Origin of the sequence: Rhodopseudomonas telluris (assembly GCF_042432815.1) — a bacterium.
GTDB lineage: Bacteria > Pseudomonadota > Alphaproteobacteria > Rhizobiales > Xanthobacteraceae > Rhodopseudomonas > Rhodopseudomonas telluris.
Map to the genome: position 1 here is coordinate 1,400,792 of NZ_JBHLWM010000001.1, position 22,465 is coordinate 1,423,256.

Annotated in this window: 15 protein-coding genes; 3 read left to right on the forward strand and 12 right to left on the reverse strand. The window is 62.6% G+C overall.

Annotation, left to right across the window (positions count from 1 at the left end; genetic code table 11):
- Position 1: 1 nt before the first annotated feature.
- From glgB to ACFFJ6_RS06330, 3 genes are read right to left on the reverse strand one after another with little or no spacing between them, the layout of a single operon-like run.
- The gene (glgB, locus tag ACFFJ6_RS06320) at positions 2 to 2,152 is read right to left on the reverse strand and encodes a 1,4-alpha-glucan branching protein GlgB (RefSeq protein ID WP_378385490.1); all 2,151 of its coding nucleotides are present in this window, start codon (positions 2,150 to 2,152) and stop codon (positions 2 to 4) included.
- Positions 2,149 to 5,451: a maltose alpha-D-glucosyltransferase gene (gene treS / locus ACFFJ6_RS06325; protein WP_378385492.1), complete on the reverse strand. Its 3,303-nt coding sequence runs from the start codon at positions 5,449 to 5,451 to the stop codon at positions 2,149 to 2,151. The genes glgB and treS overlap by 4 nt, the downstream gene beginning before the upstream one ends.
- Before the next feature lie 11 nt (positions 5,452 to 5,462).
- Entirely contained in the window at positions 5,463 to 7,418 is a 1,956-nt protein-coding gene (locus ACFFJ6_RS06330; RefSeq protein WP_378385494.1) for an alpha-1,4-glucan--maltose-1-phosphate maltosyltransferase, read from the reverse strand.
- A 186-nt stretch (positions 7,419 to 7,604) separates the two neighbouring features.
- Between ACFFJ6_RS06330 and malQ the strand changes: the two genes are divergently transcribed.
- Together malQ and ACFFJ6_RS06340 are read left to right on the forward strand one after the other, a co-directional pair.
- A complete protein-coding gene (gene malQ / locus ACFFJ6_RS06335) occupies positions 7,605 to 9,578 on the forward strand; it encodes a 4-alpha-glucanotransferase (RefSeq protein WP_378385755.1) in 1,974 nt (657 codons plus the stop codon).
- Positions 9,568 to 11,376: a glycoside hydrolase family 15 protein gene (locus tag ACFFJ6_RS06340; protein ID WP_378385496.1), complete on the forward strand. Its 1,809-nt coding sequence runs from the start codon at positions 9,568 to 9,570 to the stop codon at positions 11,374 to 11,376. The genes malQ and ACFFJ6_RS06340 overlap by 11 nt, the downstream gene beginning before the upstream one ends.
- A 26-nt stretch (positions 11,377 to 11,402) precedes the next feature.
- On the opposite strand, the gene ACFFJ6_RS06345 is transcribed toward ACFFJ6_RS06340, so the two are convergent.
- The 8 genes from ACFFJ6_RS06345 to ACFFJ6_RS06380 form a co-directional block, all read right to left on the reverse strand.
- Positions 11,403 to 12,215, reverse strand: a complete 813-nt coding sequence (locus ACFFJ6_RS06345) for a Cof-type HAD-IIB family hydrolase (protein WP_378385498.1) — start codon at positions 12,213 to 12,215, stop codon at positions 11,403 to 11,405.
- A 7-nt stretch (positions 12,216 to 12,222) separates the two neighbouring features.
- Complete coding sequence (locus ACFFJ6_RS06350; protein ID WP_378385757.1) at positions 12,223 to 12,729, reverse strand: gluconokinase; 507 nt, start codon at positions 12,727 to 12,729, stop codon at positions 12,223 to 12,225.
- A gap of 25 nt (positions 12,730 to 12,754) precedes the next feature.
- On the reverse strand, positions 12,755 to 13,453 hold the full coding sequence (gene pgl, locus ACFFJ6_RS06355; protein WP_378385500.1) for a 6-phosphogluconolactonase: 699 nt from the start codon (positions 13,451 to 13,453) through the stop codon (positions 12,755 to 12,757).
- 47 nt (positions 13,454 to 13,500) lie between these two features.
- A complete protein-coding gene (gene zwf, locus ACFFJ6_RS06360) occupies positions 13,501 to 15,012 on the reverse strand; it encodes a glucose-6-phosphate dehydrogenase (protein WP_378385502.1) in 1,512 nt (503 codons plus the stop codon).
- Positions 15,009 to 16,049 (reverse strand): phosphogluconate dehydrogenase (NAD(+)-dependent, decarboxylating), encoded by a 1,041-nt coding sequence (gnd, locus tag ACFFJ6_RS06365; protein WP_378385504.1) that lies wholly within the window; start codon positions 16,047 to 16,049, stop codon positions 15,009 to 15,011. Before gnd ends, zwf begins: the two co-directional genes overlap by 4 nt.
- A 154-nt stretch (positions 16,050 to 16,203) precedes the next feature.
- Positions 16,204 to 19,056: a bifunctional transaldolase/phosoglucose isomerase gene (locus ACFFJ6_RS06370; protein WP_378385506.1), complete on the reverse strand. Its 2,853-nt coding sequence runs from the start codon at positions 19,054 to 19,056 to the stop codon at positions 16,204 to 16,206.
- Positions 19,057 to 19,299: 243 nt separating this feature from the next.
- Complete coding sequence (locus tag ACFFJ6_RS06375; RefSeq protein WP_378385508.1) at positions 19,300 to 19,968, reverse strand: hypothetical protein; 669 nt, start codon at positions 19,966 to 19,968, stop codon at positions 19,300 to 19,302.
- An 18-nt stretch (positions 19,969 to 19,986) separates the two neighbouring features.
- Positions 19,987 to 20,481: a winged helix-turn-helix transcriptional regulator gene (locus ACFFJ6_RS06380; protein WP_378385510.1), complete on the reverse strand. Its 495-nt coding sequence runs from the start codon at positions 20,479 to 20,481 to the stop codon at positions 19,987 to 19,989.
- A 94-nt stretch (positions 20,482 to 20,575) separates the two neighbouring features.
- On the opposite strand from ACFFJ6_RS06380, the gene ACFFJ6_RS06385 reads away from it, so the two are divergent.
- Positions 20,576 to 21,349 (forward strand): SDR family NAD(P)-dependent oxidoreductase, encoded by a 774-nt coding sequence (locus tag ACFFJ6_RS06385; protein ID WP_378385512.1) that lies wholly within the window; start codon positions 20,576 to 20,578, stop codon positions 21,347 to 21,349.
- Between the two features lie 3 nt (positions 21,350 to 21,352).
- Here the strand turns inward: ACFFJ6_RS06385 and pip are convergent, their stop codons facing one another.
- Positions 21,353 to 22,345 (reverse strand): prolyl aminopeptidase, encoded by a 993-nt coding sequence (pip, locus tag ACFFJ6_RS06390; protein ID WP_378385514.1) that lies wholly within the window; start codon positions 22,343 to 22,345, stop codon positions 21,353 to 21,355.
- Positions 22,346 to 22,465 lie beyond the last annotated feature (120 nt).

Below are 22,465 nucleotides of genomic sequence, written 5' to 3' on the forward strand. Positions count from 1 at the left end.
GTTAGTCTTCCGGCGTCAGAAAGATCGCGGCGAGGGGCGGAATGGTCAGACTAAGCTCGGGAACCAGCCCGTCAAGGGTATGCACTTCCCCGCCGTTCCCGACATTGCTGCCGCCGTAGATGGCCGCGTCCGAATTCAGAGCCTCCCGCCAGCGGCCGGGGAAGGGCACGCGCACGCGATAGTCCTGATAGACGTTCGGCGAAAAGTTCGCGATCACCAGACAACGCGCACGGGTATCGTTGCCTTTCCGCATCCAGGCAAACACATTCCGCCCGGAGTCTTCGGTGATGATCCACTCGAAGCCGTAGGGGTCGCAATCGAGTTCGTGCAGCGCTGGCAGCTCGCGGTACAGCTTGTTGAGATCGCGGATCAGCGCCTGCACCCCGGCGTATTTCGGCGACTCCAAGAGGTGCCAGTCAAGCGAGCGGTCATGATTCCATTCGCGCTCCTGGCCGAACTCGCAGCCCATGAACATCAGCTTCTTGCCCGGATGACCGAACATGAAGGAATAGTAGGCCCGCAAGTTGGCGAAACGCTGCCACTCGTCGCCCGGCATCCGCCCCAGGATCGACCGCTTGCCGTGCACGACTTCGTCGTGAGACAGCGGCAGAATGAAGTTTTCCGAGAAGGCGTAGTGCAGGCCGAACAGGATCTGACCGTGATGATATTTGCGGTGGATCGGATCCTTGCTGATGTAATTCAGCGTGTCGTGCATCCACCCCATGTTCCACTTGTAGCCGAAGCCGAGCCCGCCGACGTCGACCGGCCGCGACACCTGCGGCCAGGCGGTGGACTCTTCCGCGGCCGTCGTCGCATTGGGGAATTTTGCGTAAACTTCGGAATTGAAGCGACGGAGGAACTCGATGGCCTCGATGTTCTCGCGGCCGCCGAATTTGTTGGGAATCCAGCCGCCAGCCGGCCGGCTGTAGTCGAGGTAAAGCATCGACGCGACCGCATCCACGCGCAGTCCGTCGATGCCATAGCGCTCCAGCCAGAACAGCGCATTCGACACCAGGAAGTTGACGACTTCGGTGCGGCCGTAATTGTAGATGAGCGTGCCCCAGTCGAGGTGGCGGCCCTGCATCGGATTGGCGTGCTCGTAGACCGCGGTGCCGTCGAAGTTGCCGAGGCCGTGTGGATCGTCCGGGAAGTGACCAGGCACCCAGTCGAGCAGCACGCCGATGCCGTGCCGGTGGCAGGCGTCGATCAGCGAGCAGAAATCTTCGGGCGTGCCGAACCGTGACGTCGGTGCGAACAAGCCGGTCGGCTGGTAGCCCCAAGAGCCGTCGAACGGATGCTCGCTGACAGGAAGAAATTCGACATGGGTAAACCCCATGTTCCGGACGTAGGCCGGCAGTTGCTCCGCGAGTTCGCGATAGGTCAGCCATTGGTCGCCGTCCTTGCGGCGCCACGAACCGAGATGCACCTCATAGATCGACATCGGAGCGTTCAGCGCGTTGATTTTTTCAGGCGCCGGACGGGGGTGCGGCAGAGTGGTCGCGTCGACCACGATCGATGCGGTCTTCGGACGCAGCTCTGCGGCGAAAGCCAACGGGTCGGACTTCTGCGGCAACTGCTCGCCATGCGGTCCGACAATACTGTATTTGTAGTGGTCGCCGGCAGACGCGCCCGGAATGAACAGCTCCCAATAGCCGTTGCCGCGCACCCGCATCGGATGGCGTTGGGGATTCCAGAAATTGAAGTCGCCGACGACGCTGACGCCGCGGGCGTTCGGTGCAAGCACCACGAATGCGACGCCTGGTACTCCTTCGAGCACCATCGGATGAGCGCCGAGCTTGTCATAAAGCCGCTGATCCGTGCCCTCGCCGAGAAGATAGAGATCGAAATCTGTCAGAATCGGCGGAAAGCGGTAGGGGTCTTCAAGCTCGACTGTCGCGTCGCCGAAGCGGGCGCGGAGTTGATAGCGGCGTGAGCCGTTCGGCAGCGATCCAACGAATAGGCCGGCATCGTGCAGGCGCTCGAGCGCCGCGGCTTCGCCATGTTCACCGACGGCTTCGACAGCGGTGGCATCGGGCAGCAGCGCCCGAACAACCACGCGGTCGTTCTCCGGATGAGGGCCGAGGTAGTGGAAAGGATCGCTGTGGCGACCTTCGAGAACCGCGTAGGCCTCGTCCGTCAGTTGTGCAGTCATGTTGTCTCCTCGGGCTGCCGAGTCAGGATGCGAAGAATGCCAGCCAGCGGCACGTGGAGCCAGTCGGGACGATGGGCGAGCTCATACTCGATCTCGTACAATGCCTTTTCGATCAGGAAGAAGTCCAGTAGCCGATCGGATGCTGCGGCATCGGCCGGCCAGACCGAACTGTCTGCCATTGTCTCGCGGTAAGCGGTAAGGAAGGCGTCGGTGGCGCTCTCCCGCCAGGCGTCGAGCGCTGCGGCAATTTTGCCAGCTTCCTCGGGGTGGGTCTTCAACGCCCGCTCCAGGGCCGCGGTGGTCGAATAATCGATCGAGCGTACCAGGCCAGCAACGTCGCGCGCGGCTGGCGCTTTTGCGCGACGTTCCGCTTGCGATCGGCGGGGCTCCCCCTCGAAGTCGATGATGAAAACGTCCTCCTTCACGATCAGCATCTGGCCGAGATGGAAGTCGCCGTGATGCCGAATTTTCAGGCCACCGTGTTCGCCCAGCAGATGCGCGAGCCGCTGCGATAATCCTTCGCGCAACGCGAGGAAGTCATCGACCAGTGCCCGCTCGCTGTCCTTGAGGCTTTCACGCTTACGGCTCAACTCATCGAGAACCCGAATGGAATCGGCCGACAAAGTCTCGGTCAGGCGTCGGGCATCGTCGCTGAAAATCGGCTCTGGCGCGAAGGCCTGCACCTCCGGGTGGCTTGCGAGCGCGATGTGCATCTCGGCCAGACGGCGACCGGTTTGCTCCATGTAGCGCAAATAGGGGGCCAGCTCTTCGCTGACGTTTTCCTTATCGGCGTTCATCAGCACACGCTGATCGTCGATATAGCGATCGAGATAGCCGGAGGTCATGACCCAGCCATCGCCTTGATTGGCGACGAAGTCATGCACAACGGCGATAGCGCTGACGTTGTCGCCCTCGACGAGCTCGACGCTGCCGAGCAGAGATGGCGTGTTCGCATAACCGGCGACTTCGGTCAGGAAGCGCCCCATCTCGATCTCGGGATTGATCCCGCTCTCGAGGCGCCGATACACCTTGATGACGTAATACTCGCCCACGAGAGCGGTGGAGTTCGACTGTTCGGTGGAAACAGAACGGATCTGTTCGTAAGGGCCTGCCGGCTTCTCGGCGAGCCGCGAGCCGGGACGGAATTCGAGCCGATCGCCTTCGTTTTCGATGACGACGGCTTCCCGCAGGTTGTCGAGCAGCAGGGTGGTGAACTCAGTGTCTCCCGCGACGTCGAGAAGAGTGCCCTCACGTGAGCCCTGGCGCACAGCTGCGAACGCCCGCGGGTTGTAGCGCTCGCGATCGAACCGGACCCAATTGATCTGCATGGGCAGCACATAGCGTCCATTGATGCCGCGTACGCTGGCTTCGAAGAACGCCAGCCATGGACGGTTATCGTGCGTGTTGGAGAACGGGATCGCGGAGGTCACGCGCGGCTGAATCGCCCGCATCGATCGCTCCGGAAACCAGCGGGTGCGCGACAGGAACGCGGGCAACACATCGCGTTCGAACACGCCGCGGGTGCGGGCGAGCGACATCCAAGTTGCTCCGACCGGGACGACCAGGGTTTCAAATTCGAGGACGGTTGCCGCGGGTGCGACATGTTCCGACACGCCACGTTCCTCGAGCTTGAACCAGTAGAAGCCGTAGGGCGCCAGCGTGATCATGTAGGGCAGTTCGCCGATCGCCGGGAATTTCGTGCGGCCAAGCATCTCCTGCGGAATGCGCTCCTTCCACGGCGACAGATCGAGTTCGGTGGGCTGGGCTGAGCGCGACAGATTGGCGACGCACAGGATCACTTCGTCCTCGTACTGCCGGACATAAGCCAGCACCGAGCGATTGCTTGGGCGAATGAAGGTCATCGACCCCCGTCCGAACGCCGGCGTGGATTTGCGCACCGAGATCAGGCGCTTGGTCGCGCTCAGCAACGACGACAGGCTGCGCGCCTGCGCCTCGACGTTCACCGAGGCATAGCCGTAGACCGGATCCATGATCGGCGGTGCATAAAGGCGTGCCGGGTCAGCGCGGGAAAACCCGCCGTTGCGGTCTGGCGACCATTGCATCGGCGTGCGCACGCCGTTGCGGTCGCCCAGATAGATGTTGTCGCCCATTCCGATCTCGTCGCCGTAATAGATGATCGGCGTGCCGGGGAATGACAGCAGCAGCGAGTTCATCAGCTCGATCTTGCGCCGATCATTGTCCATCAGCGGCGCGAGGCGACGGCGAATGCCGAGATTGATGCGCGCCCGCGGGTCGGCCGCGTAGGTCTTCCATAAATAGTCCCGTTCGACGTCCGTCACCATCTCGAGCGTCAGCTCGTCATGGTTGCGCAGGAACATCGCCCACTGGCAGTTGGTCGGGATTTCCGGGGTCTGCCGCATGATATCGGTGATCGGAAAACGGTCTTCTTGCGCGATCGCCATGTAGATCCGCGGCATCAGCGGGAAGTGGTAGGCCATGTGGCACTCGTCGCCCTGGCCGAAATATTCCTGGACATCCTCGGGCCACTGATTGGCCTCGGCAAGCAGAACCTTGCCCTTGGCGTAAGCGTCGAGCTCGGCCCGCAGCTTCTTGATGACCGTGTGGGTCTCGGGGAGGTTCTCGTTGTTGGTGCCGTCGCGCTCACACAGATAGGGAATCGCGTCCAGCCGAAAGCCATCCACGCCGGTGTCGAGCCAGCGCTTCATCACCTTGACGACGGCGCTGACGACCCGGGGATTATCAAAGTTGAGGTCCGGCTGATGCGAGAAGAAGCGGTGCCAATAATACTGGCCGGCTTCCGAATCCCAGGTCCAGTTGGACTTCTCGGTATCGGTGAATATGATCCGCGTGCCCTGATATTTCTGGTCGGTGTCGCTCCAGACGTACCAGTCGCGCGCGCTCGAATCCTTGGGGCTGCGCCGGGCGCGCTTGAACCAGGCGTGCTGATCCGACGTGTGATTGATGACCAGTTCGGTGATCACGCGCAGGCCACGTCGCTTCGCTTCCGCGATGAAGCGACGGAAGTCCTTCATGGTGCCAAAGTCGGGATTGATCGATCCGTAATCGGCGATGTCGTAACCGTCATCCCGCTGCGGCGAGGGGTAGAACGGCAGCAGCCATAGCGTCGTGACTCCGAGATCCTGAAGATAGTCGAGCTTCTCGGTCAGGCCGGCAAAGTCGCCGATGCCATCATTGTTGCTGTCGGCGAATGCTTTGACGTGCAGCTGATAGATGATGGCGTCTTTATACCAAAGATCGTCAGCAGCGTGAGCGTCGACCACGTCTTCGGCTTCGTCAATTGGGGACATCAGATTCATGGCTGCATCCTTCATGCGAGGCAGCGGAACAGCGTTGCGGGATCGCGCTGCGGATCAATCCGCAGATGCAGTCCGCCCCATTCAACGCCGAAGCGTTCGCCAGTGAGGATGTTCTCGACCGCCGCAACGGCGCGGCGCTCACCCCCGACCTCGACCTGAGTGTCGCCGAACGGAAACCACACCTCATGCGGTTCGGCCGAAAGCGCGATCGCGCATGCGACGACGTTGGTGAGATCGTTGGAATATTTGATGAAGCCGGTCACGTCGGGATCTTGAATGTCGACGAAGCGAAGATTGCTGATCTGCTGCAAGGCCGGATTGGCGCGGCGAGCCCGGTTGATGTCTCTGATATAGGGCTTGATGTTGCCGGGCTTGTCCCAGTCCCGCACCTTGATTTCGTATTTCTCGGAATCCAGATATTCCTCCTTGCCGGGGATCGGCTCGTGTTCGATCAATTCGAAGCCGTTATAGATGCCATAGGTCGATGACAGCATCGCGGCGAGTCCAAGGCGGGCCTTGAACATCCATGTTTCGCCGCCCTGCAGATGGAAGGGCAGAATATCCGGCGTGTTGACGAAAAAATTGGGCCGATAGAAGTCCCGCTCCGGGTATCGCGTAAGCTCCCGCAGGTATTCCTCGATTTCCCATTTCTGGGTTCGCCACGTGAAGTAGGTGTAGGACTGGCTGAAGCCGAGCTTGGCGAGCCCCTTCATCAGCTTCGGACGGGTAAAGGCCTCGGCGAGAAACAGCACGTCAGGATGACGGAGTTGCACCTCGCGGATCATCCATTCCCAGAACCGCAAAGGCTTGGTGTGTGGATTGTCGATGCGGAAGATCTTTACGCCTTGATCGACCCAGAACAGGATCACATCGCGCAGCGCATTCCACAGCGAGCCGGCGTCGTCGCAAGAGAAGTCCGGGTTGACGATGTCTTCGTACTTTTTGGGCGGATTCTCGGCATATTTCATCGAGCCGTCTGGCCGGCGCTTGAACCAGCTCGGGTGCTGCTTCAGCCACGGATGATCTGGCGAGCACTGCACGGCGATGTCGAGCGCCACTTCCATATTGACGACCTTGCAGGCGTCGAGGAGGGCGCGGAAATCGTCCAGCGTGCCGAGTTCGGGATGTACCGCATCGTGACCACCTTCCTCCGCACCGATCGCATAGGGGCTCCCGGGATCTCCCGGATCCGCTTTCAGTGCATTGTTGCGGCCTTTGCGATTGACCCGGCCGATCGGATGGATCGGCGTGAAATAAAGGACGTCGAAGCCCATCGCCGCGATGTCCGGAAGCCGCTCGATGCAATCCCGGAAGGTCCCATGCTGGCCGGGCACCTTACTCTGGCTGCGCGGGACCATTTCGTACCAGGCACCGTTGCGTGCGCGATCACGATCGATCATCAGCGGCAACAAGGCCGATCGGGTCAGGTCGGGACGCGCCTGGCTCTCCGCCATCGCGTCGCGCAGATCGGGAGCGAGCAGGGGCGCAACTTCGCCGGTCTGTAGATAATTTTCGCACTGCCGATGCACGGTCGCCAAGGCCTCGGCGCCGCCATGCACGGCCCGGGTCAGCATCCCGGCTCCTTCGAGGGCGTCCAGGGTCACATCCTGTCCGGCCTTCAGCTTCAACTCGACGCCATGACGCCAGGTCGCGAACTCGTCCGTCCAGGCTTCGATCGCGTAGACATATCGTCCAATAGCGTCGGGCACGAATGTGGCGGTCCATCGGTCGTTGGCAAAATGTCGCATGGGGGTGCGCTGCCAGTCCTGATCCTGCTCGCGACGCCAGATCAGCGCGGCGGCCATCACGTCGTGACCGTCGCGATAGATGTCCGCCCACACCTCGATCGGCTCGCCGACGATCCTTTTCACGGGAAAGCGGCCGCCATCGATGATGGGGTAGATGTCTTCGATGTGGAAAGCACCGCCTGCAGCGACGGTCTGAAAGGCTTGGGTCGATTTGTTCACGGTGATGCCGTATAGGACTGGCGTCCCATCCCCTGGAAACGAAAAACGGGCCGTCGTCTCGTTACAAAGCTTCTGGAACGGCAAGGTTCCGGGAACCCACCCTACGCAATCGCGTTGCAGACGACTATCCTGTTCGGGATTGACGGATTCGCGGCGCTCCCCGCGCCGCCGCAGACAGCGTGCGTGATGGATTTATTCACCAAAGCGGCAGAGCTCGGGATCCAGACCGAGTTTTTCGACGGCCAGGGGCATCGCCACGTCACGCCACCGGCAGCTCTTCAGATCATTCTTGATGCGATGCCTGCGGGCGCCGATCATCCTTTGCTCGAGCACATCGCGGTGATCCGCGATGGCGACAGGATGCGACCGCGCCTCAGGGCAGACGTGGCCGAGCCGGTCGCGTGGAAAATCGTCGCAGGCGATGCCACGCTGGCGTCCGGTACGACGAGTGACCGCAACCTCGATCTGCCGGCTGATCTGCCGACCGGCAGCTACCTGCTGCAGCTCGCGGACGCTGCGGGCCACACGGAAGATACGTCGCTGCTGGTGGCGCCGGCGGCCGCCTACCGTGGAGATTTCCGGCGTTCGTGGATCGTCGCCGTGCAGCTTTATGGTCTGCGTTCGGCACGCAACTGGGGAATCGGAGACTTCACCGACCTGGCGCGTCTGATCGACATTGCCGCGGGGCTTGGGGCGGGCGGCATCGGATTGAACCCACTGCATGCGCTGTTCGACGACAGACCGGGCGATTGCAGCCCCTATTCGCCGAACAGCCGGCTGTTTCTCAATCCGCTGTACATCGATGTTGCGCAGCTTCCCGAATTCGAGCTCGCCGATCTGCCGGGAGCCGAACAAGCTGCGGCTTTGCTGCGCGACGCAGAACTGATCGACTATCATGCGGTTGCCGATTTAAAATGGCGTGCGCTGCGGAGCGCATACGAGCGCTTCCGCACGGCGCCGGACCCGTCGCGCCGCGCGGCATTCGAGGCCTTCCGCCGCGAGCGTGCGCCTCTGCTCACTCGCTTTGCTTGTTTCGAGGCGCTGCGGCATAAATTCGCAAAGCCGTGGTGGGAGTGGCCAACCGAATGGCAACAGCCGGACGACGCCCGCTTCGAGCAGTTGCGTGAGGGGCCGGACGGCGCGGAGATCGAATTCGTCGAGTACGTGCAGTGGTGCGCCGACGACCAACTTCGCGCTTGCCGCGATCTGGCGGCTTCTCGTGGCATGGATGTCGGGCTCTATCTCGACGTCGCTGTGGGCGTGCAGAGCGATGGCTTCGACGCCTGGAACGAGCAATTGGCGATCTCGCGACATCTCTCCGTCGGGGCGCCGCCGGATCAGCTCAACTCGGCTGGACAGAATTGGGGCCTTGCCGGCTTCAATGCTGCGGGGCTCGAGCTGACCGGCTTCGCTCCGTTCCGCGACATGCTGCGCGCTGCGATGCGCTACGCGGGCGCGATCCGGCTGGATCACGTGCTGGGGCTCAACCGCCTGTATCTCGTCCCGCACGGCTATGCGGCGAATAGCGGCGTCTACGTCACGATGCCGTTCGATGCGCTGCTGGCGGTCACCGCGCAGGAGAGCGTAGCCAATCACTGTGTGGTGATCGGCGAAGATCTCGGCACGGTGCCGGAAGGATTTCGCGAACATCTAGCGAGCTGGGGCATCTGGTCGTATCGCGTGATGATGTTCGAGCGTGATTATCATCAGGGCTGGTTCTACGGCATCGATCATTATCTCCCCGAGGCGCTGGTGACGTTCAACACCCATGATCTCGCCACTTATTCCGGCTGGCGAAGCTCCGCTGATCTGCAGTTCAAGCGCTCGGTCGGTGTCGATCCCGGCGAAAGCGACGACGCGCGGCGGCATGCGCTGACGATGCTCGGTGACGCGCTGCGCCATCAAGGCATTCAGCACGAAGACATCTATGCGGTGCTGACTTTCCTCGCGCGCACGCCCTCGCGGCTCCTGGCGATTTCGCTGGAGGATCTGCTCGGTGTCATCGATCAGCCGAACGTGCCTGGGACGGTGTTCGAGCATCCGAACTGGCGACGGCGCCTGCCGAGCGGGCTCGAGGAGATCGCATCCGTGATCAACCGGCAGGCGCTATTGGCCGCCACCGAAGATCGCCGTCACGCGGTGAGCGCCGTTGCCGGGTAACATCGAAGAGTACGCACTGATCGGAGATTGCGAAACAGCGGCTTTGGTCGGGTCCAACGGCTCGATGGACTGGCTGTGCTGGCCGTATTTCGATTCAGATGCCTGCTTCGCTGCGTTGCTCGGCGACGATAGCCACGGTCACTGGCAGATCAGCCCGCGTGGGCCGATGACGAAGACCAGTCGCTGCTATCGCGGGGACAGTCTCATTCTGGAAACCAGATTCGAGACCGATGGCGGCGTCGTTACGCTCATCGACTTCATGCCACCACGCGGTAAGGCGTCGGATGTCGTCCGTTTGGTACGTGGCGATTCCGGCACGGTCGAGATGCGGATGCACCTCGTGTTGCGTTTCGGCTTTGGCGTCAACGTTCCTTGGGTGAAGCAAGGGGAGCGGGAAGGGGAGCTACTCGCGATTTGCGGACCGGACATGGCGGTGCTGCGTACGCCTGTCCTCACGCATGGCGAAGAAATGACCACGGTCGCCGACTTCTCCGTCAAGGCTGGCGAAGCGATTCCGTTCGTCATGAGCTATGGGCCCTCGCATCTGCCGGTACCCAGCGTCATCGATCCGTTCGATGCGCTCCGCGACACCGAGGCGTTCTGGTCGGAGTGGGCCGGTCGCTGCACTTACGACGGCGACCATCGCGATCTGGTGATGCGTTCACTGATCACGCTGAAGGCGCTGATCTTCCAGCCGAGCGGCGGCATCGTCGCGGCGCCGACGACTTCTCTGCCGGAGCAACTCGGCGGCTCGCGCAATTGGGACTATCGCTTCTGCTGGTTGCGCGACGCGACCTTCACGCTGTTCGCTTTAATGAACAATGGCTACTCCAGTGAAGCCTCAGCCTGGCACGACTGGTTGATGCGTGCCGTGGCCGGTGCGCCTGCCGAGATGCAGATCATGTATTCGATTTACGGAAATCGGCGGCTGCTGGAGTGGCAGGCCGACTGGTTGCCGGGGTATCAGGGCGCGCAGCCGGTGCGGATCGGCAACGCCGCCCATGGCCAATTGCAGCTCGACGTCTATGGCGAACTGATCGATGCATTTCACCAGTGGCGGATGGCGGGCCTCGAGCTCGATGGAGACACCTGGTCAATGGAGCGCGCCGTGCTCGAGCATCTGGCCGAAGTCTGGAATCAGGCCGACAGCGGCATCTGGGAGCGCCGCGGGCCCGGGAAGCACTATGTGTTTTCCAAGGTGATGTGCTGGGTGGCGTTCGATCGCGGCATCAAAAGTGCGGAGAAATTCGAATTGCGGGCGCCGCTCGAAAAATGGCGGGCGTTGCGCGACCAGATTCATCGTGAGGTCTGCGCAAAGGGCTTCGATGAGAAGCAGAACTCGTTCGTGGACCATTACGGCGCGGACGTGCTCGACGCCAGCCTGCTGCTGCTTCCGGCTGTCGGCTTCTTGCCGCCAGACGATCCCCGGATGATCGGGACGATCGCCGCGATCGAGACACATCTGATGCATCGCGGCTTCGTGCTACGCCACGACCCACGCGAGACGCCAGATCAGCCGCTGCCGATCGAGGGCGCGTTTCTGGCGTGCACCCTTTGGCTGGCCGATGCTTACGTGCTGGCCGGCCGGATCGATGAGGCGAAAGAATTGTTCGACCGCGTCGTCGGCGTGGCCAACGATGTCGGACTGCTGGCCGAAGAGTACGATCCGGACGCCCGTCGCCAGACCGGCAACTTCCCTCAGGCACTGACTCACATCGCTGTCGTAGTCACGGCCGATAATCTCAGCGCTGCGATGGCCGAATGCGGCAAGAAGCCGGCCGTTCAGCGTTCGCAGTAGGCGAGGGGTTAACGTAGGCAAGGGGCTTAACTGCTGGCATTACGGGCGAGAATGAAGTCGATCGCCGCGGCGAAGCCATCCTCTTCGTTCGTGCGAGTCACATGCGCGGCAAGTTTCTTGACGTCGGCCGTGGCGTTGCCCATCGCGATCGGCAGCCCGCTGACCTTGAACATCGGCAAGTCGTTCTGCATGTCGCCCAGCGTGGCGATCGACTCGGTCGGAATGTTCAGCCGTTTCGACATCGCCTCCACGAAGGTGCCCTTGTTTTGGCCCGGCGGCGTGACGTCGAGGTAGTAGTCCTGGGAGCGTACGGCGAGCGCGCTATCCCCGAGTTCGGCCTGCAACTCCGGCTCGCAGCGTTCGAGCAAGGCGAAGTCAGGACTGGCGCCGACGATCTTGCAGGCCTTTCCGACCAAAGGTGTGAAGTCGTCGATTGGGGTCGGCTCGAACTGAATCGTTCGCTGCTCGTGCGGCACGTATTTGCCGTCGTCGCGGCGAATGTACCAATTGTCGTTGGTGAAAACCCAGATGTCGATGCCGTGGCGATCAAGCAGCTCGATGCTCTTTGCCGCTGCATCCGCGGGAATGACGTGCTGCTCGATCACGGCGAGCGAGGGATCCACGATCGAGCTGCCGTTGAAAGGCCCCATCGGCAGTGTGATGCCCAGCGTGTCGCTGAATATCCGCATTCCGACCGGGGGGCGGCTGCTTGTCAGCGTAAAGCCGATGCCGGCATTTCGCAGCTTCGTGACGGCGGCACGTGCCCCGTCCGTCAGACGCTTGTCCGACGTCACGAGGGTGCCGTCGACATCGGAGATCACCAGACTGATGCGGGACATACGACTATTACTCCACGAAGGATCGACGGCGGAAAGGTTCAGGAAGTTGCGCTACGATGCGGTCGACGATTTGCTCGGCCGAGGCATCGATGCCGACCACGATCGGGTTTTCCTCTGCGCCGGGCCGTTCCAGCGTCGCGAACTGGCTGTCGAGCAGACCGGGCGGCATGAAGTGATGACGCCGTGCCGCGATCCGGCTGGCAATCAGCTCCCGACTGCCGTCCAGATAGACAATCCGTATATCGGCGCAACCGTGGACCAGAATCTCGCGATAGCTTCGCTTCAAGGCTGAACATCCGAACACGACATGACCGCCATTATCGGCGACCTTGTCGATCTCGGCCGCGATGGCGTGGAGCCAGGGCCAGCGGTCGTCATCGGTGAGCGGATGCCCGCCGCTCATTTTCGCGACATTGGCCGGTGGATGGAAATCGTCGGCGTCCTCGTAGGTCCAGCCGAGCCGGGCCGCGAGTGCCTTGCCGATCGTCGTCTTGCCGGATCCCGAAACGCCCATCACGATCAGTGCGCGAGGCGCGGGCTCAGCGGTCACGAATGCTCTCCGGCAGAGCGTCCTCGCTCACCAGCCAGACCGTTTCGCCGTTCGACCGCGCTTTGCCGGCCGGCAGATCCTCACCATTCAATACGCGTTCGACGATGCCGCGCTTGCCGGCGCCGTGAACCAGGAACAGCATCTCGTTGCACGAGGCCAATGCCGGGAAGGTGAGGGTGACGCGCGGTACGAAAGGCTCCACATGCGCCTTGTCGACACCCGCGGTCCAGCGGTCGCGGATCGCAAGTTGCGGCCAACCGGGAAACAGCGAGGCGGTGTGACCGTCGGGACCGACGCCGCCGAGCACCAGGTCGAACAAGGGCCGTGTCGGGTCCAGCGTAGTTGCGCCGTAGAAGGACTGCAGCTCGCGCTCGTAGCGGCGCGCGACGTCATCTGGCGCAGCGCCTTTGCTGGTGGGAATTGGATGGATGTTGTCTGCTGGCGCTCTGCCGTCGAGCAGCACGCGCTTCGCGGTGCCCATATTACTGAGCGTGTCGTCGAGCGACACGACCCGCTCATCGCTGATGAACCAGTGCACGCGCGCCCATGGAATCCGGCCTTCGAATTCGGTCGCCAGCAGCTCGAACATTCGCTGAGGGCCGGATCCGCCGGTCAGGCAGATCGCCGGCCGTTCGTGGTGCAGGGCGATCCGGGCGATCAGCCGCTGCGCGGCCAATCGCGCCAACATTTCGGCGTCGGAGGCGACGACGACGTGTTGGTGATCCCCGGCTTGCACTAGCTTGGTTCCCGCCAGTTGCGGCCGTCGCGCGCCAGCAGCGCGTCTGCATCCTCGGGGCCGTTGCTACCGGCTGGATAGCTCTGCAAACCTTCGGCGCCGGCCTTCTCCCAGGCATCGAGGAACGGTTGTACGGCCTCCCAGCCGGCCTCGACGCCGTCGGCGCGCTGGAACAGGATGTTGTCGCCGATCATGCAGTCGTGCAGCAGGGTCTCATAACCATTGCTGGGCGCGACCTTGAAATAGTCCTTGTAGCGAAACGTCATCTCGACGCCGTCGATGGCGATCGAAGGGCCGGGGATCTTGGTGTTGAACTGCAGCGCAATGCCTTCGACCGGCTCGATGCCGATCACCAGATAGTTTTGCGACAGCTCCTCGATCGGTGTGCAGCGGAACATCGCGAACGGTGCCTGCTTGAATTTGATCGCGACTTCGGTGCGTTTGGCGCCGAGCGCCTTGCCGGTGCGCAGATAGAACGGCACGCCGGCCCATCGCCAATTGTCGATCGTCAGCTTCAGCGCCGCGTAGGTCTCGGTGTTGCTGGCCAGATCGACGTCCTGGACGCTCCGGTAGTCGCCGATCTCGGTATCACCGACCTTGCCGGCGGTGTATTGGCCGCGCACGGAATTGCGCAGCGCTTCCTCTTCGCTCTGTTGCTGAATCGCGGCGAGGACTTCCGCTTTCGCCGAGCGCACCGAATGCGCATTGAAGTGCGAAGGGGGCTCCATCGCGACCAGTGACAGCAATTGGAAGAGATGGTTCGGCACCATATCGCGCAGCGCACCGGTCTTGTCGTAGAAGCTGCCGCGATGGGCGACTCCCAGCTTTTCATCGACGGTGATCTGGATGTGATCGATATGCTCGCGATTCCAGATCGGTTCGAACATGCCGTTGGAAAAGCGCAGCACAAGGATGTTCTGCACCGTCTCTTTGCCGAGATAGTGATCGATCCGGTACAGCGAATGTTCGCTGACGATACTGAGCAGGTGTTCGTTGAGCGCCTTGGCCGATGCGAGGTCGGTGCCGAACGGTTTTTCGACCACAAGCCGCCGCCAGGCGCCTCCGTCTTCCTTGAGCAGACCGGAGCGGCCGAGCTCGGTCGAGATCGGCGCGAAAGCGTCGGGGGGAGTCGCCAGATAGAAAAGCCGGTTGCCGCCGGTGTTGCGGTTGGCTTCGAGCTTCTCGAGCCGTTCGCGCAACCGATCGAACGACGAGGGATCCGATGGATCCGCGCTGACGGCCGTCACGCAGTAGAGCAGCTTGTCGGCGATATCTTCGTTGACAGGCCGCGTCGCGAATTTGCGCAAGCCGTGCATCAGACTGGCGCGGAGATCTTCGCTCGACATCTCCTTGCGGGTGATGCCGACGACGCAGAATTTTTCCGGCAGCAGATTGGATTCGGCGAGGTTGTAAAGGGCCGGGATCACCAGACGGTGGGTGAGATCGCCGGTGACGCCGAAGATGACGAAGGCGCAGCCGTCAGGGATCTGCGCATTGGGCTGACTGGTCACGCACGCTCCGAGGTGGGGTTGAGCTTCTGGTGCGGCGCGGCCTGATGGGCCGCATCGGGATGTTGCTGCGGCTCCTTGTGACCGCCGAAGCCCGCGCGCATCGCTGAAAGAATCCGCTCGGCGAAAGTATGTTCCTTGCGCGAGCGGAAGCGCGCGAACAGGGCCGAGGTCAGCACCTCGGCGGGCACGGCTTCCTCGATCGCCGCGTTGATGGTCCATCGCCCTTCGCCGGAATCCTCCACGAAGCCGGAATAGCTGTCGAGCGCCGCGTTGCGCGCCAGCGCCGAAGCGGTGAGGTCGAGCAGCCAGGAGGGGATCACGCTGCCGCGTCGCCAGACCTCGGCGATGTCGGCGATATCGAGATCAAACCGATGCTCGCTCGGCAGCGCGTCGATATTGGCATTTTTGAGGATGTCGAAACCTTCGGCGTAGGCCTGCATGAGACCGTATTCGATGCCGTTATGAACCATCTTGACGAAGTGGCCGGCGCCGACAGGGCCTGCATGCAGGTAGCCTTGCTCGACGCGGGGATCTCTTTCCTCGCGACCGGGGGTCCGTGGAATGTCGCCGATTCCGGGCGCAAGCGTCGCGAAGATCGGATCGAGCCGGTCGACGATCGGCTTGTCGCCGCCGATCATCATGCAATAGCCGCGCTCAAATCCCCAGATGCCGCCGGAGGTGCCGACATCCACATAGGCGATCGACTTTTCACGCAGCGTCTTGGCCCGGCGGATGTCGTCCTGCCAGAACGTGTTGCCGCCATCGATGATCACGTCGTCGGCGCTGAGCAGTTTGCTGAGCTGTTCGATGGTGGTTTCGGTGATGTGGCCAGCCGGCAGCATCACCCACACCGCGCGCGGCGCTCCGAGTTTGCTGACGAGGTCCTCCAGGCTGCCTGCGGCGGAGGCGCCTTCTTTGGCCAGCGCATCCACCGCTGCCGGGTCTCGATCATACACCACGGCTTGGTGGCCATCCTTCATGAGACGGCGAACGATATTGCCGCCCATTCGTCCGAGGCCGACCATGCCGAGTTGCATGCCGAAATCTCCAGCTTTGTGTCCAGGCCGCGCTTGATTGCGCGGTCCCGTTGTTCGTTCTCAGAGATCGTGGTCTCCGCCAGCAGCCACAAAGAAGTCCAGCGACAGAGGCCGATGGATTGCCTGGCTCACTCGCGAAGAAGATCTCTGCTCATCAGTTCAGCGCCGCGCGAACGGCCGCGTCGAGTGCCTTCAGGCCGCCCGCGAGATCGCCCTTGAGGTGAACGCGCAGCGCTCGCCGTCCGCGCTCGGTGAGAACATCGAAATCGCCGCGTGCTTGCGCCGCCTTGATCACGCCGAAGCTGGCGCTTTGGCCGGGCACCGGCAGGTCCTGCGCGTCGTCTGCGGTGATCTGAAGAAACACGCCGCTGTCCGGCCCGCCCTTGTAGGCCTGCCCGGTGGAGTGCAGGAAGCGCGGGCCGAATTCCGCGCAGGTCGCAACGTGGCGGTGATCGCGAACGGCGAGCCGCATCCCCTGGAGCGAGTCGATATGTGTGCCGTTGCGCTCGATATACGCCAGCAGGGCAACGTAATCGCCGCTCTGCGCGCGGGACAGGTGCGCTTTGATCCATGAATCCAGCGTGCCATTGGCACCGGCTTCGCGCAGCGCCGCAGCGTTGGATTCGCTGGTGTAGAGATCGACCCCGGCCGTCGACAAAGCAGGCTTCTCCGCCGGCAAGGCGCCGGACTTTTCGAACGCCGCGGTAAGTTCGCGGGTCTTGATCTTGGCGGATTCCACGTCCGGTTGATTGAACGGATTGATCCCCAAGATTGCGCCGGCCACGGCAGTGGCGAGTTCGAAGCGGAAGAATTCTTGGCCGATGTGATCGGGCGACTTCAAAACGATCCGCACGATCGGGTGGCCTGCCGCTTCCAGCGCGGCCAGCTTCGCGTCGTGCGCGGGGTCGTTTTCGCCGTCCACGCGCAGATCGATGAACAAGCGATCATTGCCGTAGGCGCCGGGCGCTGCAAGCGGCTCGCCGTCGATCGGGATCAATCCCTTGCCGTCTTTGCCGGTGGATTCGGCGATCAGCTGCTCGGCCCAGGCGCCGAAATCGGCAATCGATTTGGACGAACTGATCGTGACCTTGTCCCGCCCGGCGAGGCCGGCGCAGCCCATCGCAAGGCCGAGCTGAACGCCCGGGTTCTCGCTTGGCGGTACGTCGGGTCCGCAGGATCGCACCATCGTCAACGTCAGCTCGAGCAGCTTGGTGAGATCGAGGCCGGCCGCTGCCGCAGGCACCATGCCGAACGGGGAGAGCACCGAATAGCGGCCGCCGATCGTCGGATCACCGTGGAAGATGCGGACGAATTTCTGCTCTGTGGCGACCTTCTCCATCGACGAACCCGGATCGGTCACGGCGACAAAATGCTGCCCCGCCTTGTCGGCTCCAACGGCTTCGCCGACACGCGACAGGAAGTAGTCCTTCATCACGTTCGGCTCGGTGGTGCCGCCGGACTTGGACGACACGATGAACAACGTCGTGCCCAGCGTGACACTCTGTTCGAGAGTGCGCACCTGCGCGGGGTCGGTGGAGTCGAGTACGTGCAGCTTCGGGAAGCCGTCCTGTTTCGGGAAGGTCTCCGCGAGAACCTCGGGGCCGAGGCTGGAGCCGCCCATTCCGAGGACGACCGCGTCGGTGAAGCCGCGGGCTTTCACCCACTTGGCGAAGTCTGCGTAGTCGGCGAGTTTGGATTGCTCGGCCTTGGCGCTGTTCAGCCAGCCCAGCCACTTGTCTTCGTCGGTATCGGTCCACACCGACTTGTCGAAATCCCACAGCCGGCGGATCTTGCCCGTCTTGCGCCATTCGTCGGCATGGCTCTTGACCTCTTTGTCGAGGTCCGCAGCGAGCGCGAGCTTCTGGGTCCCGACCTGGCCGGCCAGCACTGTGTTGCGCTTGAAGGCGACGGCGCCGAGCAACTTGTCGAACGAGTCGGCGAACAGCTGCAGGCCTTCGGTCACCAAAGTGTCGGTGATGCTCTGTAGCGAGATGCCGGAGTTCTCGAGATCCTTCAGAATCGCGATGGCGTCGTCGACATCCTCTTCAAGGCTGTCACGCGGCTTGCCATGATCGCGAAACGCGTCGAGCGTCGCCGGCGGCACGGTGTTGACGGTATTGGGGCCGATCAGCTCCTCGATATAGAGGACGTCGCTGTAGGCCTTGTTCTTGGTCCCCGTCGAGGCCCACAAGAGTCGCTGCGGCTTGGCCCCGCAGACTTCAAGCTTGGCCCAGCGATCGCCTGAGAATAGCCGCTTGTAGTCCTGATACGCCAGCTTTGCATTGGCGATAGCAACTTTGCCTTTCAGCTTCTCGAGTCGCGCCTTCTCTTCCGGATCGTCGGCCTGAGCGATCTTGTCGTCGAGCTGCTTGTCAACGGCGCTGTCGATCCGGCTGACGAAGAAGCTCGCCACGCTGCCGACACGCGCAGGATCGCCGCCATTCGCAATCAGTGTCTCCAGACCGGACAGATAAGCCTCAGCGACATGGCGGTAGACCTGCTGAGAGAACAACAGCGTGATGTTGACGCTGATGCCTTTCGAAATCAGATGCTTGATCGCAGCGAGACCCTGGCGGGTCGCCGGCACCTTGATCATCAGGTTTTCGCGCTTGACCGCACCCCACAGCCGTTCGGCTTCGATGATGGTCGCCTTGGTGTCGAGCGCCAGATAGGGCGACACTTCGAGGCTGACAAAGCCATCGCGGCCTTCAAGCCGATCATAGGTCGGCCGCAGCACGTCCGCGGCGTGCTGGATGTCCTCGACCGCGACCGCTTCATACAACTCACCGACTGATCGATCGCCCTGTTTCAGCGCGGTCGTGATCGCGCCGTCATATTCGTCGGAGGAGCCGATCGCCTTTTCGAAGATCGACGGGTTGGAGGTCACTCCCTTCACCCCGTCCTGGTCGATGAGCTTTTTGAGGTCTCCTTTGGCGATAAAGCCGCGGGCGAGAAAATCGAGCCAGACGGCCTGGTCGTGTTGTTCGAGCGCTTTGACGGGGTTCATGTGCTTTGTCTGTCATTCGGTGCGAGGGAGCCTCGCGTGCATTTCCGTCCGGGAGCGGAAGCTTGTCAACACGTCCTTGGCCAGCCGTGGCGGCCGGCAACATCGGCGAGCTGAATTGACGCGCAAGGGGCGAAAGGGTTCCGAACGAGCCCTATCGCAAAGCTGTGATGCCTGGATGAAGCCCGCTGGTCGCTCGATCTGCCTGATCGAGAGGCAGTCGGCCAAGTCCGTCGCTTAGCGGGCTTAGGTCACGGAGAGGTCGCTCTTCGTCAAATCCCAAAGCAGCGCATAAACGCCAGTGGAGATCAGCTCCGGTCCGATGGTGCTTTCGAACCGTTCGGTCATCGACGTCCTGACCGCCGTCCGATCGGTACCCTCGATGACCACGAACCAGTCCGAGGCGCCGGGGCTGGTCACGCGCGGCGGGTCCGTCAGCGGTCGCGACAGAGCGGGATCGTTCTCCAACAGGTGCATCGAGACGAGGCCATTCCTCAACAACAGATCGCGCTGGGCGAAGATTGCGGATCGGAGGTGCTCCTGATTGCCGGCTCGCGGGCGAAGTCGCACCAGCCCGAGTATCGCGCCGCGGCCCTGGCCATGGCTTGCGGTGATCCTCGCCACGCCGCGGATCATGTTCTTGAACTTCGCGATATTGCGGTTCGACCATTCTGTCTGGTTGGCGAGCGCCATGCGATAGGCCGGGCTGCTCAACACGTCGAAGGTCGCAGTCGCATACAGCGCGAGATATTTCGGGACGGCATCCAGCGCGACATAGCGGCGTGCTTCGAGGAAGCCGTCGATAGCCACGCGTTCGGCGAGGTGTTCGCGGTCGTACCAGCGATTGAAGTCGCACTCGTCCGCCGCGTCGATGTCCATCGAGGTCAGCAACATTCCCTGAGCGGCGAGCGGCATCGACGAGTTGTCCTGGTTTCAGTGCGACGAGGCGCTGCTGCGTGCGCCTGATTTCTTCGATTTGCCAGCTGATCGCGGCTGCAACGTGGTGTCGGCCGGCTTGAGCAGCCGGCCGTCTTCTGCGTGAAGTTCAAGCTTCTTCACCGGGCGCCCCCTTTCGCGATCCACCAAAATGGTGGCGATCTCGTCCGGATGAGCGTCGAATTCCTCGCTCCACTGCCGCAGCGCGACGAGGATCGGAAAAACGCCCCGCCCCTTCGGTGTCAGTAAGTATTCGTGGTAGGCGCTGCCATCCGCGGCCGGCTCGGTCCGAAGAACGCCATGCTCAACCAGCCTGCGGAGCCGGCTCGCGAGGATGTTTTTGGCCATTCCGAGCTTGCCCTGAAATTCGTTGAAGCGCCGGACCCCGAATAACGCTTCCCGGATAATCAGCAATGACCACCAGTCGCCGATTGCCTCAAGGGCGCGTGCGATCGGGCATGGGTCTGCTTCAAAACTTGTTCGTTTCACCATCTTGCGCTCCGCCGATCACGCGCTTGTGTGGTTGCAATATAAAACCAGTGGCGTACATCGCAATAAGTTTCATCATGCAACCTGAGAGGAAGTCATGAGGCTGGCGGGCAAGACGGCATTGATCACGGGCGGCAACAGCGGCATCGGTCTGGCAACAGCCAGACTGTTCGTCGCCGAGGGAGCCAAGGTCACAATCACGGGGCGCGATGCGGCGCGGCTCAAGGCTGCCGCAGAGGAATTGGGCGCCGCGGCGCTTGCCGTCGAGGCCGACGTCAACGACGTCGCCGCGCTGGAGCGGGCCGCCGCGCAGGCTGCCGAGCGTTTCGGCAAGCTCGACATTCTGTTCGCCAATGCCGGCATTCCGGGCGTGACCCCGTTGGGCGCGACCACGCTCGACGCGTTCGAGCATGTGATCCGTACCAATCTCACCGCGCCGTTCTTCACCGTGCAGGCGGCGCTGCCGCATCTCAATGACGGTGCCTCGATCATCCTCAACAGTTCGGTGATCGCGGTGCTGGGCAATCCCGGCTACTCTGCCTATGCGGCCAGCAAGGCAGGGCTACGGGGAATGGCACGGGTGATGGCGTCCGAGCTGTCGCCGCGCAATATCCGGGTCAATGTCGTCGCCCCGGGTGGTGCGCGCACACCGATCTGGAAAGACGCTGCGCCGACCGATCAGGCGATGGCTGTGCTCGAGCGCCGCATCGCCGCCGCTACGCCGCTTGGGCGCATCGCCGAGCCTGAGCACATCGCCAAGACGGTGCTGTTCCTGGCATCCGACGATGCGGCTCACATTCAGGGTGTCGAGATCTTCGTCGACGGTGGCACGACCGGCTCACCTGCCGGCGCGCCGATCTATCGCGGCTGACGATCAGCGCTGACGTTCGATCCGATCCGCGACGTCGTTGATCGCAGTGATCACGGCATCGCGGATCCCTGGATCGTAAAGCAGATGGCCGGCGGCATCGGTGGTGCGCAGCTCTGCGTCCGGCCAGCTCGCGATCAGCCGATGGGCGGTTGCGGGCGGGCACAGCAGATCGTAGCGGCCTTGCACGATGATGCCGGGAATGCCGGCGAGCCGCCCGGCTTCGGCGATCAGTTGATCCCGCCGCATGAAACAGTCGTTGACGAAGTAATGCGCTTCCATGAACGGCGTGGACGGCAGCGGCCGAGTGCCGCCAGAACTGGAGTGATCGAGCCGCGTCCGTTTCGGGGCGATCTGAGACAGGATGGACTCGGTCTCTCCCCAAGCTCGCGCGGCAGGTTCGTGAACCATTGGATCCGGATCGAGAATGCGGCGCCAATAGGCATCCAGCGGCGCGGCGCGTTCGTTCTCCGGAAGCAGGGACAGAAAGTCCGCATTCAGTTCGGGATAGAATCTCGGCAGCGTTTCGAGGAAGGCCGCTTCGAGTTCGGCGCGGGTGCCGAGAAAGGTCGCGCGCAGCACGATGCCGCTGACGCGCTGTGGATGTGCTTGCGCATAAGCGAGTGCCAGCGTCGCGCCCCACGAGCCTCCGACCACGAGCCAGCGCTCGATCCCGAGCGTAGTGCGGATCGTTTCCATGTCGGCGACGAGATGCGGAAGCGTGTTGGCGTCGCGTCCGCCCTTCGGTCGGCTGCGGCCGGCGCCGCGCTGATCGAACAACACGGTGTGATAACGCTGCGCATCGAATAGCCGGCGGTGGTCGGGCTGGCAGCCACTGCCGGGGCCGCCGTGCAGATAGACCGCGGGCGAACCATCCGCGTTGCCGCTGGTTTCAACATAGAGCGTATGGCCGTCGCCGACGGGCAGCATCTGCGACATCAGCGGCGCCGCGGCGCCAATGTGGCCGGGACGGATCTCGCGTTCTGCTTCGGGTGCCATCCTGTGTGGTTACAGCCAAATGAGGCAGAAGGCGAGCACGGCAAGGCGGGGACGCGGGACGGCGCCATGCGGGGAACAGGGTTGCGCATCTTCGACCCCGCCCTCACTTTCTGCCGAGGA